This window comes from Microbacterium sp. 4-7, assembly GCF_014332665.1.
In the GTDB taxonomy this organism is placed as follows: Bacteria; Actinomycetota; Actinomycetes; order Actinomycetales; family Microbacteriaceae; genus Microbacterium.
In genome coordinates this window covers 206,942-220,868 of sequence record NZ_MCRH01000005.1, presented here as the reverse complement: position 1 = coordinate 220,868, position 13,927 = coordinate 206,942, and the positions used below count along the sequence as shown (strand labels likewise).

Annotated in this window: 16 protein-coding genes; 7 read left to right on the top strand and 9 right to left on the bottom strand. The window is 68.0% G+C overall.

Annotated elements, in window-relative coordinates; all coding sequences use genetic code 11:
- Positions 1–12: 12 nt before the first annotated feature.
- From BEP68_RS11125 to BEP68_RS11115, 3 genes are all read right to left on the bottom strand, one after another.
- Entirely contained in the window at positions 13–792 is a 780-nt protein-coding gene (locus BEP68_RS11125; protein ID WP_187249999.1) for a cytochrome c biogenesis CcdA family protein, read from the bottom strand.
- A 16-nt stretch (positions 793–808) separates the two neighbouring features.
- A complete protein-coding gene (locus BEP68_RS11120; RefSeq protein ID WP_082297998.1) occupies positions 809–1,462 on the bottom strand; it encodes a TlpA family protein disulfide reductase in 654 nt (217 codons plus the stop codon).
- Positions 1,463–1,526: 64 nt separating this feature from the next.
- Complete coding sequence (locus BEP68_RS11115) at positions 1,527–1,931, bottom strand: MerR family transcriptional regulator (protein ID WP_053098869.1); 405 nt, start codon at positions 1,929–1,931, stop codon at positions 1,527–1,529.
- Between the two features lie 61 nt (positions 1,932–1,992).
- Between BEP68_RS11115 and BEP68_RS11110 the strand changes: the two genes are divergently transcribed.
- Positions 1,993–2,892, top strand: a complete 900-nt coding sequence (locus tag BEP68_RS11110; protein WP_187249998.1) for an NAD(P)/FAD-dependent oxidoreductase — start codon at positions 1,993–1,995, stop codon at positions 2,890–2,892.
- A gap of 30 nt (positions 2,893–2,922) precedes the next feature.
- Here BEP68_RS11110 and BEP68_RS11105 read toward each other — a convergent pair whose 3' ends face one another.
- Together BEP68_RS11105 and BEP68_RS11100 are read right to left on the bottom strand one after the other, a co-directional pair.
- Entirely contained in the window at positions 2,923–3,552 is a 630-nt protein-coding gene (locus BEP68_RS11105; protein WP_187249997.1) for a histidine phosphatase family protein, read from the bottom strand.
- A gap of 1 nt (position 3,553) precedes the next feature.
- Positions 3,554–3,928, bottom strand: coding sequence for a DUF5684 domain-containing protein (locus BEP68_RS11100; protein WP_187249996.1), 375 nt, complete (start codon positions 3,926–3,928; stop codon positions 3,554–3,556).
- Between the two features lie 116 nt (positions 3,929–4,044).
- Here BEP68_RS11100 and aspS point away from each other — a divergent pair, with 116 nt between their 5' ends.
- A complete protein-coding gene (aspS, locus tag BEP68_RS11095; protein WP_053098865.1) occupies positions 4,045–5,826 on the top strand; it encodes an aspartate--tRNA ligase in 1,782 nt (593 codons plus the stop codon).
- Positions 5,827–6,091: 265 nt separating this feature from the next.
- Here aspS and BEP68_RS11090 read toward each other — a convergent pair whose 3' ends face one another.
- The gene (locus BEP68_RS11090) at positions 6,092–6,919 is read right to left on the bottom strand and encodes a sulfite exporter TauE/SafE family protein (RefSeq protein ID WP_187249995.1); all 828 of its coding nucleotides are present in this window, start codon (positions 6,917–6,919) and stop codon (positions 6,092–6,094) included.
- 169 nt (positions 6,920–7,088) lie between these two features.
- On the opposite strand from BEP68_RS11090, the gene BEP68_RS11085 reads away from it, so the two are divergent.
- From BEP68_RS11085 to BEP68_RS11065, 5 genes are all read left to right on the top strand, one after another.
- The gene (locus tag BEP68_RS11085; protein WP_053098863.1) at positions 7,089–8,228 is read left to right on the top strand and encodes an ABC transporter substrate-binding protein; all 1,140 of its coding nucleotides are present in this window, start codon (positions 7,089–7,091) and stop codon (positions 8,226–8,228) included.
- Entirely contained in the window at positions 8,225–9,175 is a 951-nt protein-coding gene (locus BEP68_RS11080; protein WP_315985306.1) for an ABC transporter permease, read from the top strand. Before BEP68_RS11085 ends, BEP68_RS11080 begins: the two co-directional genes overlap by 4 nt.
- Complete coding sequence (locus BEP68_RS11075; RefSeq protein ID WP_053098861.1) at positions 9,172–9,966, top strand: ABC transporter permease; 795 nt, start codon at positions 9,172–9,174, stop codon at positions 9,964–9,966. The genes BEP68_RS11080 and BEP68_RS11075 overlap by 4 nt, the downstream gene beginning before the upstream one ends.
- The gene (locus tag BEP68_RS11070) at positions 9,963–11,042 is read left to right on the top strand and encodes an ABC transporter ATP-binding protein (protein ID WP_187249993.1); all 1,080 of its coding nucleotides are present in this window, start codon (positions 9,963–9,965) and stop codon (positions 11,040–11,042) included. Before BEP68_RS11075 ends, BEP68_RS11070 begins: the two co-directional genes overlap by 4 nt.
- An 86-nt stretch (positions 11,043–11,128) precedes the next feature.
- The gene (locus BEP68_RS11065) at positions 11,129–11,305 is read left to right on the top strand and encodes a YegP family protein (RefSeq protein ID WP_082297996.1); all 177 of its coding nucleotides are present in this window, start codon (positions 11,129–11,131) and stop codon (positions 11,303–11,305) included.
- Between the two features lie 84 nt (positions 11,306–11,389).
- Here the strand turns inward: BEP68_RS11065 and BEP68_RS11060 are convergent, their stop codons facing one another.
- The 3 genes from BEP68_RS11060 to BEP68_RS11050 are packed head-to-tail and all read right to left on the bottom strand — an operon-like array spanning position 11,390 to position 13,789.
- A complete protein-coding gene (locus tag BEP68_RS11060) occupies positions 11,390–12,145 on the bottom strand; it encodes an amino acid ABC transporter ATP-binding protein (RefSeq protein ID WP_053098859.1) in 756 nt (251 codons plus the stop codon).
- A complete protein-coding gene (locus BEP68_RS11055; protein WP_053098858.1) occupies positions 12,142–12,939 on the bottom strand; it encodes an amino acid ABC transporter permease in 798 nt (265 codons plus the stop codon). Before BEP68_RS11055 ends, BEP68_RS11060 begins: the two co-directional genes overlap by 4 nt.
- Before the next feature lie 34 nt (positions 12,940–12,973).
- Positions 12,974–13,789, bottom strand: coding sequence for a transporter substrate-binding domain-containing protein (locus BEP68_RS11050; protein WP_053098857.1), 816 nt, complete (start codon positions 13,787–13,789; stop codon positions 12,974–12,976).
- Between the last annotated feature and the right edge of the window lie 138 nt (positions 13,790–13,927).

The following is a 13,927-nucleotide window of genomic DNA, read 5'->3' as shown; positions in this document are numbered from 1 at the left end:
GTCTTCTTCTGATCAGATCGGGAGGTCGACACTGCTCATCACCGCCGTCAGTCGGGACATGATGTCCGTCCAGAGCCCCGTGATCATCAGCAGGCCGAGGAGGATGAGCAGCACGCCGCCGATCACGTTCACGACGCGGATGTGCCGGCGCAGGAATCCGATCGCCTTCGTCGCCCATCCGAACCCGAGCGCGACCAGCAGGAACGGGATGCCGAGGCCGAGCGAGTACGCCAGCCCGAGCAGGCCCGCCCGCACCGGGTCGCCGGCGTTGAACGAGAGGGCGAAGATCGCGGTGAGCGTGGGTCCGAGGCACGGCGCCCATCCGATGCCGAGGGCGATGCCGAGCAGCGGTGCGCCGATCAGGCCGGCCTTCGAGTCGACATGGAATCGCAGCTCGCGCTGGGCGAACCCGAACAGACCGAGGAACACGAGGCCCATCAGGATGATCACGCCGCCGAGGATGCGGGTGATCAGCTCGCCCCACTGCAGCAGGAAGACGTTGGCGAGCCCGCCGAGCGCGGTGAGGGACACGAACACGAGGCTGAAGCCGAGGATGAAGAGCAGCACGCCCACGACGAGTCGGCCGCGAGCGGGGGCCTCGACCGTCGACACCGCCGAGCCGTCCGTCGGGTTCGGGACGCGGCGGGGGGCGACCGCTCCCCCGAGGAATCCGAGGTAGCCCGGCACCAGGGGCAGCACGCACGGCGACAGGAACGACACGAGGCCCGCGAGCAGCGCGACGGGGATCGCGAGCCAGAGGGCTCCCGATCCGATGATGACTTCGGGGTTCACGCCGCTCCCGGGAGTCTCACGAGTCCTCCGCGAGCGCGTCCTTGACGAGCGTCGAGAGGATCGAGGTGCCATCGATGGGCCCGATGATGCGGGCGGCCACGCGACCCTGCTTGTCGAGCACGAGAGTGGTGGGGGTCGCCTGGATCGGCACCGACGACGCGAAGGCGAGCTTCGCCTCGGCCGTGTCGACGTCGATGAGGCTCGGGTAGGTCACACCGAACTCGGCGGAGAACGCCTTCGCGGTGTCGGCCTGATCGCGCGTGTTGATGCCCAGGAAGGCGACGTCGTCGCCGCCATGCTCCTGCCAGACGCTCTCGAGGTCTTCCGCCTCGAGGCGGCACGGGGCGCATCCGGCGTACCAGAAGTTGACGACCGTGACCTTGCCCGCGAGGTCAGAGCTGGAGAAGTCCTCGCCGTCCTCGGTGAGTCCGCCGAAATCGGTGACGGGTTCGCCGCGTTCGGCGACCGGAATCTCGACGATCGCTCCGTCTGCCGCGACATAGCCCGGGTTGTCACCGCTGAGGAACGAGTCGTTCACGGGATCGGGAGCGCAGGCGCTCAGACCGATGGCGAGCACCGCGGCGAGCGCGGCCCCGACCGCGCGGCGAGATGGCCGGATGCGGGAGGAGCGGCCGCTGCGGATCGGACGAACCGTCGAGGCGAGTGGCACGATTCCCAGTTTACGCGGGGGTTCCTATGCATGGGCCGGATGCCCCGGGGGTGCTCGCCTGCCGTCAGAGACGCGCGAGGACGTCCTCCACGCTGGCCCGGAAGCGCGGGCAGGTGGCGATGTCGTGCGACCGGCATCCCATCGCGTGCTCGGTCATCTCCCGCGAACGGCGCATGTCCTCCATGCGCCGATCGAGATCGTCGAGGTGCCGCTGCAGCACCTCGTGACGCCCCGCACTGCCGTCGTCGAGGAGCACGGCGATCTGATCGAGGGTCATCCCGGCTGCCTTGCTGCGCTGGATGACAGCGATCCGCACGACGTCGTCCTGGCCGTAGCGGCGCCTCCCTGCGGTGTCCCGCGCGGGGCGCAGCAGGCCGACCGACTCCCAGTGCCTGAGCACGTTCGTGGGCAGCTCGAAGCGTTCGGCGACCTCTCCCACGGACCACGGACTCTCGATGCTTGACTTCATGTTGACATGAAGTCACAGACTGAGGACGAACGCAAGCGAGCACCCCTCGGAAGGACCCCACATGTACGACGCGATCGTGATCGGCGCAGGCCCCGCCGGCCTCCAGGCGGCATTGACCCTCGGGCGGATGCACCGCCCCACGCTGCTTCTGGATTCGGGCGAATACCGCAACGGCACCGTGCTGCACATGCACAACGTCGTCGCGAACGACGGGACTCCCCCGACGGAGTTCCGCGCGACGGCGCGAGCGCAGCTCGCCGAGTACCCGGATGTCGAGCTCCGCGACGTCGGAGCACAGACGGTGACCGGCTCAGACGGCGGCTTCGTCGTACGACTCGCCGACGGCGAGACGGTCGAGACCCGACATGTCATCCTCGCGACCGGCGTCGCCGACGATCTCCCCGACATCCCCGGACTTCAGGACCTCTGGGGCACGAAGGCCTTCAGCTGCCCGTTCTGCGACGGCCACGAGCACGCCGGTCGCTCGATCGGCATCCTCGGGCCCGCTCCTCGAGCCGAGCACCTGATCGGGCTGCTCGGGCGCATCGTCGGCGACACCACGGTGTTTCCTGTCGAGCAGCCGTTCGCGGCCGACGAGACGCGGACTCTCGAAGGCCTGGGCGTTCGGGTCAGTGCGGAACCGGTCGCCGCCGTCGCGCCGGAGGCGGCTGATGTGCGCATCACCACGGCGTCGACCGCGCACACCGTGGCCGGCGTGTTCGTGGCATCCGGTTCACTGCGCCACCGTGCGCCGTTCGCCGATCAGCTCGGCCTGGAACTGCTGCCCTCCGGCTCGATCGAGATCGACGAATTCGGGCGCACATCGCAGCCCGGGGTCTTCGCGGCGGGCGACCTCGCGCACCGGGCGTCGCTTCCCGGACCCATGGCATCGGTGCTGCTCGCGTCCGCTGCCGGTCAGATGGCGGCGGTCGGCGTCATCCAGTCGCTGATGGCGCACTGACCGCAGCGGAAGGGAGACCGAGGCGAGGGGTCAGACTGCTCCCACGTCCACCGCACCGCCGGTCGCCGCAGGTTCGGCGTAATCGACCTCACGCCACACGTCGCCCACCAGCTCGAACGAGGTGACGCTCGACAGTGCGCAGCGCCGGGTGCGCGGGTCGTGCTGCAGGGGCAAACCCGCCACCCGGAGGTGGGTGATCCAGATCGGCGCCTGATGGGACACCATCACCAGATCGCCGTCGTCGACCGACCGCCACGCCTCGGCCATCATGCCCAGCATCCGCTCGGCGATCGACGCGTAGGGCTCACCCCAGCTGGGCAGCGACGGCTGCCGCAGGTGCCACCACTTGAGCGGGTTCAGAAGCGAGCGGCGCATCTGCGTGCCCTCGAACACGTTGGTCGGCTCGATCAGGCGGATGTCGATCTCGGGCGAGAGGCCGAAGCGCTCGGCGAACGGCTCAGCAGACTCCTGCGCCCGCTCGAGCGGAGAGGAGTAGAGCCCCGCGACCGGACGATCGAGCCCGGCGATGTGATCGGCGGCGGCTCGCGCCATCTTCCGTCCCGCCCTGCTCAGGTGATAGTCGGGGAGCCGACCGTAGAGCACGCGCTTCGGGTTGTGCACCTCGCCGTGGCGGACGAGGTGCAGTCGCGATGCCACCACGTCACGCCCTGCTGTAGCGGGAGTCGCCGAAACCGAGGATGAGATACCCGATATAGGGGAAGACGAAGAGCAGGAAGAAGGAGAAGAGCCCGCCCTTGCCGAACCGCTCGCCGAGTCGCACCGCCACGATGATCCCGAAGATGAAGCCGACGATGGGGATGAGATAGAGCAGTGCGAGCCAGCCGGACATCCCGGCGATCTTGACGAGGAACACCACGTTCACGATCGGGATGACGGCGAGGATGCCGGGGTACCCCGCCTTGGTGAACACCTTCCACAGACCGACCGCGACGAGGACGTAGAAGACGAGCACGATGAGTCCGGTCGTGCCGGAGAAGATCGACGCATACAGGTCGGAGATGCCGTTGGAGTCCATGGTGACCCTTTCTGTCGTGGCGATCCTACTGACCGATATGCCGCGGGCAGAGGAGGCGACACCCGCCCACGTAGAATGGGCGGGTTCATCATTTCCCAGATCAGGAGGAATCCTCCGTGCTTCGCACCCACTCGGCAGGCTCACTGCGAGCCGAGCATATCGGTCAGACCGTCACCCTCTCGGGTTGGGTCGATCGCCGTCGTGATCACGGAGGAGTCGCGTTCATCGATCTTCGGGATGCGTCCGGCATCGCGCAGGTCGTCATCCGCGATGAGGAGATCGCGCACCCGCTGCGCAACGAGTTCGTCCTCAAGGTCACCGGCGAGGTCTCGCGTCGCCCCGAGGGCAACGCGAACCCCAACCTGCCCACCGGCGAGATCGAGCTCATCGCGACCGACGTCGAGGTGCTGAACGAGTCCGCTCCGCTGCCGTTCCAGGTGTCGACCGCCGTCGCCGACACCGAGACGGTCGGCGAGGAGGCGCGCCTCAAGTACCGCTATCTCGACCTGCGTCGCCCCGCCGCGGCATCCGCTCTGCGTCTGCGCTCGAACGTCTACAAGGCCGTCCGCGATGTGCTGCACGGCGAGGACTTCACCGAGGTCGAGACGCCGACCCTCACGCGCTCGACGCCCGAGGGCGCCCGCGACTTCGTCGTGCCCGCCCGTCTGCACCCGGGCAGCTGGTACGCCCTGCCGCAGTCGCCGCAGCTGTTCAAGCAGCTGCTCATGGTCGGCGGCGTCGAGAAGTACTACCAGATCGCCCGCTGCTACCGCGACGAGGACTTCCGCGCCGACCGCCAGCCGGAGTTCACGCAGCTCGACATCGAGATGAGCTTCGTCGACCAGGAAGACGTCATCACGCTGATGGAGTCGCTCATCGTCGCGATGTGGAAGACCATCGGCGTCGATGTGCAGACCCCGCTGCCCCGCATGACCTACGCCGAGGCGATGGCCAAGTACGGCTCCGACAAGCCCGACCTGCGCTTCGGACTCGAGCTGGTCGAGGCGACCGAGTACTTCGCCGAGACCCCGTTCCGGGTGTTCCAGGCCGAGTACGTCGGCGCGGTCGTCATGCCCGGCGGTGCGAGCCAGCCCCGCAAGCAGCTCGACGCGTGGCAGGACTGGGCCAAGCAGCGCGGTGCGCGTGGCCTCGCGTACGTCCTCTTCAACGAGGACGGCTCGCTCGGCGGCCCCGCCGCCAAGAACCTGTCCGAGGCGGAGCAGGCGGGCCTCGCCGAGTTCGTCGGCGCATCCGCGGGTGACTGCGTGTTCTTCGCCGCCGGATCGACGAAGGAGAGCCGTGCACTGCTCGGCGCCGCCCGCGTCGAGATCGGACGTCGTCTCGGCTTCCTGAACCCCGACGAGTTCGCGTTCACGTGGGTCGTCGACGCTCCGATGTTCGAGCCGGCAGCGGATGCCGTGGCGTCGGGTGACGTCGCCGTCGGCGCCGGAGCCTGGACGGCCGTGCACCACGCGTTCACGGGGCCGAAGCCCGAGTTCCAGGACACGTTCGACACCGACCCCGGTTCGGCTCTCGCCTATGCATACGACATCGTGTGCAACGGCTCCGAGCTCGGCGGCGGATCGATCCGCATCCACCGCGAAGACGTGCAGAAGCGCGTGTTCGAGGTCATGGGCATCAGCGACGAGGTCGCGCAGGAGCAGTTCGGCTTCCTGCTGGACGCTTTCAAGTTCGGCGCCCCGCCGCACGGTGGAATCGCCCTCGGCATGGACCGCGTGCTGCAGCACCTGTCGAAGACCGAGTCGATCCGCGACGTCATCGCCTTCCCGAAGTCCGGCAACGGGTTCGACCCGCTGACAGCCGCTCCGGCACCGATCACGGCCGAGCAGCGCGCCGAGGCCGGCGTCGACTTCGAGCCCGAGGACGACGAGGCCTGACGCCACATCGCCCCGTCGCACCGAGACCCCGTTCCGCTCAGCGGAGCGGGGTCTCTGCGTATGCGCCAGGCCGGATCCCGGACGCATGCACCGCGCATCCCCCGCTCGGCCGAATGCGTCAGGATCGGCCGGACTCACCGAATCCGGCCGTGACACACGCAGAATACCGCGCGGACGGCGAGCGGATGCCGGAGCGCGAGCGGATGCCGGAGCGCGAGCGGATGCCGGAGCGCAGGCGGAGGCGGATGCGCGGCAGCGCGGATGCTCAGCGCAGCTGCGCGAGCGCCGGAACGATGTTCTCGTTCCACACGTCGACGCCGAGTTTGGCGATGAGGGCGACCACCACGACGAGGAACACGACGCGGATGAAGGTCGTGCCGCGCGAGATGGCCATGCGGGATCCGAGGTAGCTGCCGGCGACGTTCGCGACCGCGAGGATGCCGCCGAGCAGCCACAGCACGGCGCCGTGCGGGATGAAGAGCAGCAGGGCGCCGGTGTTCGTGGCCAGGTTGACGATCTTCGCCTTCGCGCTCGCCTGCAGGAAGTCGTAGCCGAGCAGCGCGACGAGCGAGATCACCAGGAACGTGCCGGTGCCCGGCCCGATCAGACCGTCGTAGAAGCCGATCACGAGCCCTGACAGACCAGCCATGATGTGGTGCTTGTGCCCGCTGAAGCGCAGCCGCGTCGCGGCGCCCATCTGCGGGCGGAAGGCCGTGAAGAGCGCGACGGCGAGCAGCGCGACCACGATGATCGGCTTGAAGGCGGCGGCCGGCAGAACAGTCGCGACGGCAGCTCCCCCGAACGATCCGACCAGGGCGATCGCGGCCATCGGCAGAGCCGTGCGGATATCGGGTTTCGCACGTCGGTAGTAGGTGACGCTGCTCGTGGCCGTGCCGAACACGGACGCGAGCTTGTTGGTCGCGAGAGCCTGGATCGGCGAGATCCCGGGGATCAGCAGCAGGGCGGGGAGCTGCAGCAGACCGCCGCCGCCCACCACCGCATCGATCCACCCGGCAGCGAAGGCCGCGACGACGACGAGGATCAGCGTGCCCCAGGTGAGCTGTTCGAGCCCGAGCACACTGCCGATGTCCATCCGTCCAGGATGTCAGACCACGCGGCACCTCGAACGCCACTGCAGTCCGACCCGTCACACCTTCGACACCTGTCGTTCACCCGAGCCGCGATCATCGGCAACCCTCGGCTCATAGTGTCCTCTCGCAACCCGAATCCGGCTCACAGCGCCGGGCACCGAGAGGACCCTGATGACCAACTTCCACCGCCGCGCACGAATCGGCGCCGGCATCGCCCTGTTCACGACCGCCGCGCTGGGTCTCACCGCCTGCGCCACCGGCGCGGAGACCCCGGCCGCAGGCAGCGACGCTGTCGACGCCGCATCCGCGACCTCGGTCGAGGACTTCGGTTCCTTCTCCGACCTCGAAGAGGCCGCGAAGGCCGAGGGGCAGCTCAACGTCATCGCGCTTCCGCGTGACTGGGCGAACTACGGCGAGATCCTCGACCTCTTCGCCGAGAAGTACCCCGAGATCACGATCAACGAGGCCTCTCCCGACGTGTCGAGCGCCGAGGAGATCCAGGCTGCGAAGACGAACGAGGGCCTCGACACCGCGCCCGACGTGTTCGACCTGGGTCTGACCGTCGCATTGCAGAACACCGACGTCTTCGCGCCGTACCAGGTGCAGACGTGGGACGAGATCCCCGACGCTCTCAAGGAGCCGACCGGCCTCTTCGTCGGCGACTACGGCGGATACATGTCGATCGGCTACGACTCGTCGAAGTTCGACGCTCCCGAGTCGCTCGACGATCTGAAGGATGCCGCCTACAAGGGCGCCGTCGCCATCAACGGAGACCCGACGCAGGCCGGCGCGGCCTTCGCCGCCGTGGGCCTCGCGACCGTGCAGTCCGACGGCACCCTCGACGACTTCCAGCCCGGCATCGACTTCTTCTCCGACCTCCAGAAGGCCGGCAACCTGCTCAAGGTCGATGTGACCACCGCCACCGTGGCCAGCGGCGAGACCCCTGTCGTCTTCGACTGGGACTACCTGAACGCGGCGCACGCCACCGACAACAAGGACTGGAAGGTCGTCGTCCTCGACGGCACGGGCTACGCGGGCTACTACAACCAGGCGATCAACAAGGATGCTCCGAACCCGGCCGCCGCACGCCTGTGGCAGGAGTTCCTCTACAGCGACGAGGTGCAGAACCTGTGGCTCAAGGGCGGCGCACGCCCGGCCCGCATGGAGGCCATGACCGAGGCCGGCACCATCGACGCCGACCTGGCTGCTGCTCTTCCCGAGGTCCCCAGCGAGACGGTCGTCCCGACCGAGGAGCAGTCGACGAACGCCGGCACGCTGCTCGGCGAGAAGTGGGCCGCGGCGGTCCAGTGACGACTGCCACCGCAGCGGGGGCGGATGCCACGGCATCCGCCCCCGTCTCCCCCGCAGCGCACAGCGCTGGGTCTGCGACCTCGTCGCGGGCCCAGCGCTCCGCGCCGTCCGTCGCCTGGCTCGGTCTCGTGCCGTTCGCCGTTTACGTCGTGCTCTTCCTCGCCGTTCCCACCCTCCTCGCGATCGGCTCCGGCTTCTTCACGAAGGACGGGTCGTTCACCTGGTCGAACCTGTCGGCCCTGGCAGACCCCGTCGTCCTCACCACGTTCGCCAACTCCGCCGGCCTGTCGCTGCTGACCGCCGTCGTCGGCGCGATCGCGGGTGCTCTGGTCTGCTATGCCCTGCTCGGCATGAACCCGGACGGCGCCGTGCGCTCGACCGTGGATGCTGCGGCCGGCGTCCTCGCCCAGTTCGGCGGCGTGATGCTCGCCTTCGCCTTCATCGCCACGATCGGCATCCAGGGGGTCGTCACCCTCTTCCTCAAGAACGACCTCGGCATCGACATCTTCGCGAACGGCACGTGGCTCTACGAGCTTCCCGGGCTGATCCTCCCGTACATCTACTTCCAGATCCCGCTCATGGTGATCACCTTCATGCCCGCCCTCGCAGCCCTCAAGCCGCAGTGGGCCGAGGCGAACCTCACGCTCGGCGGCACGCGCGCGAGCTTCTGGCTGCGCATCGGCGTCCCCGTGCTCGCACCCTCGTTCCTCGCGAGCCTCCTGCTGCTCTTCGCGAACGCCTTCTCGTCGTACGCCACCGCCGCCGCCCTCGCCAGTCAGGGTTCGCAGATCGTGCCGCTGCAGATCCGCGCCGCCCTCACGAGCGAGACCCTTCTCGGCCGTGAGAATCTCGCCGGCGCGCTCGCGCTCGGCATGATCGTCATCGTGGGAGTCGTTATGGCCCTGTACTCGCTCATCCAGCGTCGGGCAGCGAGGTGGCAGTCATGAACCGCCTCGGCCCGTCACTCGCGACCCGCTGGATCATCGGCGTGGTCGTCGGCGCATTCTTCGCGATCCCGCTCGTCTCGACCCTGCTCTACACGCTGCGCCAGACCGACGGCAGTCTCGGCCTCGAGCGGTGGGCCGCGCTCTTCGATCCCGCGAAGTCGGCGGCGATCAGGCCGATCTGGATGGGCCTGGGCAACTCCCTGGTCCTCGCGGTCGTGACCGTCGCGATCGTGCTCCTGCTGCTCGCACCGACCATGATCCTGGTGAACCTGCGCTTCGCGAAGCTCACACCCGTCTTCGAGTTCGCCGTGCTGCTGCCGATCTCGATCCCCGCGATCGTGCTGGTCGTGGGTCTCGCACCGATCTACCTGCAGATCGGACGCACCCTCGGCACCGGCACGTGGACGCTGGCCTTCGCCTACGGCATCACCGTGCTGCCGTTCGCGTACCGCTCGATCCAGGCCTCCATCGACGCCGCCGACCTGCGCACGCTCGCCGAAGCCGCCCGATCCCTCGGCGCCGGCTGGCCTACCGTCGTGCTGAAGGTGCTCGCTCCCAACCTGCGTCAGGGACTCCTCGCGGCGTCTCTCATCTCGATCGCCGTCGTGCTCGGCGAGTTCACGATCGCCTCGCTCCTCAACCGCCAGGTGTTCCAGACGGCCATGGTCGTCGTGCAGAAGCAGGATCCGTACGCTCCGGCGATCTTCACCCTGCTGGCGCTGCTGTTCGTCTTCCTGCTTCTGCTTCTCATCGGCCGCGTCGCCCGCGGCACCGGAAAGGCCCGCTCATGACCCTCCCTCAGACCGCCGACAACATGCTGCTCGCCGAAGCCGGAGAGGGCACGCGCGTGCAACTGCAGGGCATCGTGAAGAGCTACTCGGGCAACACGGTGCTGCACGGCGTCGATCTCGACATCGCCCCCGGTGAGTTCGTCTCGCTGCTCGGCCCCTCCGGCTGCGGCAAGACGACGCTGCTTCGCGTGCTCGCGGGACTCGAGGGGCTCGACAGCGGTGCGGTGCTGCTCGGCGGCAACGATGTCTCGCGGGTGCCCACGAACAGGCGGGACATCGGCATGGTGTTCCAGTCGTACTCCCTGTTCCCGCACCTGCGGGTCGCGGAGAACACGGCGTTCGGGCTGCGTCGCCGCGGCGTCGGCAAGGCCGAGGCGGCAACGCGCGCCCTCGACGCCCTCGCGCTCGTGGGGCTCTCGGACTTCGCCGATCGCTACCCGCATCAGCTCTCCGGAGGTCAGCAGCAGCGCGTCGCGCTCGCCCGCGCTCTGGTCACCGAGCCGAAGGTCCTGCTTCTCGACGAGCCGCTCTCTGCCCTCGATGCGAAGGTGCGGGTGCAGCTGCGCGATGAGATCCGGCGCATCCAGCTGCGGCTCGGCATCACCACCGTGTTCGTCACGCACGACCAGGAGGAGGCCCTCGCGGTCTCCGACCGGATCGCCGTGATGAACGCCGGCACCATCGAGCAGATCGGAACCCCGGAGCAGCTCTACACGACGCCGTCCACGGCGGGCGTCGCCGCCTTCGTCGGGCTCTCGAGCGTCGTCTCGGGTGTCGCCGAGGGTGATCACGTGGTCGTGTGGGGTCAGAAGCTTCCCCTGCAGTCGCCGGCCGACGGGCCCGTCGACGTGTATCTGCGCCCGGAGAACGTGCACTTCGCATCCGAGGCCGATGCCGCGACCGATGCGCTGGTGCAGGAGAGCACGTTCCTCGGCAGCATGCGCCGCACGCTCGTGCGCACCGAATCAGGCGAGCTGGTGCGCCTCCAGCACGCTCCGGGCATCCGCCCGGCCTTCGGCGATCGCGTGCGGATCGCCGTCGCTCCCGAGCCCGTCGCCGTGCATCCGCGCGGCTGACCGAGCCCTATCGCTGGCGCAGTACTCCGAGATACCGTGATGCTCGAGGGCCTCGTGCCCTCCTCACCGTCGAGAAAGGACACCTCATGGCAGGCACGTTCGAGCTGTACACCGACAAGTCCGGCGAGTACCGGTTCCGCCTCAAGTCCGGCAACGGCGAGGTGATCGCGATCAGCGAGGGCTACTCGTCGAGATCGTCCGCGCTGAACGGCATCGACTCGGTGCGCCGCAATGCCGCGGATGCCGAGGTCGTGGAGGCCTGACCTCGCACCGCACTCTCCGCACACGAGACCCCCTCGCGCTGACTCAGCAGGAGGGGGTCTCGTCGTGACAGGTGAGACGCGAACTCAGAGGACGCGAGCCAGGAAGTCCTGCGTACGCGGATGCTGCGGGTTCGCGAGCACCTCGCGCGGGTCACCCTCTTCGACGATGTAGCCGCCGTCCATGAAGATCAGACGTGATCCGACCTCGCGGGCGAAGCCCATCTCGTGCGTGACGACGAGCATCGTCATGCCCTCGTCCGCGAGCGAGCGCATGACCTGCAGCACCTCGCCGACGAGCTCGGGGTCGAGCGCCGACGTCGGCTCGTCGAACAGCATCATGTCCGGGTTCATGCACAGCGCCCGCGCGATCGCGACACGCTGCTGCTGACCGCCCGACAGGTGTCCGGGAAAGGCGTCCGCCTTCTCGGCGAGCCCGACGCGTCCGAGCATCTCCTTCGCGACCCGCTCAGCCTCAGCCTTGGACCGCTTCTTCACGCGCTGCTGCGCGATCATGAGGTTGCCCATCACATCGAGGTGGGGGAAGAGGTTGAAGCTCTGGAACACCATGCCGATGCGGGTGCGCACCCGGTCGATGTCGACATCGGGATCAGTGATGTCGATCCCCTCGATGAGCACCTTGCCGCCGGTCGGCTCCTCGAGCAGGTTCACCGAGCGCAGCAGCGTCGACTTGCCCGAGCCCGACGGGCCGATGATGCAGACGACCTCTCCGGCGGTGACGGTGAGGTCGATGCCCTTGAGCACCTCGTTGTCGCCGAAGCTCTTCACGAGCCCCTGCAGGTCGATCGCGGGGGCGTGGACGTCAATCAGATCGGTGATCATCGCTGCCTCGACATCCTTCGTTCCAGGTACGCGCTGAAGCGCGTGAGGGGGATCGTCACGATCAGGTAGAGGGCCGCCGCCATGATGAGCGGCGTTCCGTTCGCGTTCTGCGTGCTCGCGTCACGGGCGAAGTTCGTCAGCTCCTTAGACCAGATGAAGGAACCTGCCACGAAGAGCAGCGACGTGTCCTTCAGCAGCAGGACGAACTCGTTGGTCAGCGGCGGGATGATGATGCGGAACCCCTGCGGGACCACGATCCAGAACGTCGTCTTCATGGGCGACATGCCGAGCGAACGTGCCGCCTCGGTCTGCCCCTTGGGAACGGCCTGGATGCCGGCGCGGATCGTCTCGGCCATGTACGCCGATGCGACCAGGATGAGACCGATCAGGCCGAGCACGACCGGTCCGCCGAGCTTCGTGCCCGGGACGCCGAGTCCGATCGGCAGGATGAACGCGATGGCGAAGATCGTGAGGATCGCGGGAAGCCCGCGGAAGAGCTCGATCCACGCCGTCGCGATCCATCGGAAGGGTCCGATGGACGACAGCTTCAGCAGTGCGAGCACGACGCCGAGCAGCAGACCGCCGGCGAACGCGACGGCCGTGAACCACAGAGTGTTCACGAGCGCCGTGGTGATGATGCCCGGAAGCATCTTCGCCGCGACCTCCGGGTTGAAATACAGCTGCGCGATGCGGGCCCAGTCGGTGCTGACGATCAGCCAGACGGCGACCGCGATCAGCACCGCATAGACGGTGTACCGATACAGCTTGCTTTTCGTGGTGCGCCTCAACGCCATTGTCAAGGTCTCCCTGTCCTACGTCGCTCGCCGATTACTTCGCGGTGAAGTAGGTGTCGTAGATCGTCTGGTAGTCGCCGCTGTCGCGGAGATCCTGCAGCGCGCCGTCGATCGCCTCGCGCAGAGCATCCTTCTCGCCCTTCGCGTATGCGAAACCGTACGACTCGCCGGTCTCGTACTCCTCGACGATCTTGTACGCGCTGTCGGCCTTCTCGTGCTCGAGGTTCACCGGCTGGTCCTGAAGGATCGCGTCGATCTGTCCGGCCTGCATCGCGGGCCACAGCTCTCCGTCGGAGGGGTACTGGACGAGTTCTGCGCCCTCGGCGTTCTCGGTCGCGTAGGCCTCTCCGGTGGTGCCCTGCTGCACTCCGACGTTCTTGCCCGAGAGGTCGTCGATCGACTCGATGCCCGAGTCGGTGCGCACGAGCAGCGACTGCAGCGACTCGTAGTACGGCTCGGAGAAGTCGATGTTCGCCTTGCGCTCGTCGGTGATCGTCATGGCCGAGGCGCCGACGTCGCACTGTCCGGCGGCGAGCGTGGTGCCCGACTGCAGCGCGTCGAATCCGACGTCCTGCACCGAGAGCTTCAGGTCGAGCTCCTTCGCGATCGCGTCGAGCAGGTCGATGTCGAAGCCGGTGTAACCCGTGCCGTTGTCGCCGCCCTCGAACTCGAACGGTGCGTATGGGATGTCGGAGCAGACCGTCAGGGTGCCCGCCTCGATGAGGTCGTACTCGTCGCCGGCCGCAGGCTCACCCGATCCCGCGTCACTGCCGCCGGTCGCGCATCCGGCGAGGGCGAGGGTGGCGGTCGCGGCGAGCGCGATCCCGGCGATGATGTTGCGACGCTGCATGTCAGCTCCTGAAGGACGAGGGTGTGGTTCCCCACGGACGGGTAGGAGAACATCTAAACATGCACCACCGGGCCGAACCCGCCGTCGGCCGCCTTCTGCGGATCACATTTGTGTTGCAAGTGTGACCGAATATGACGG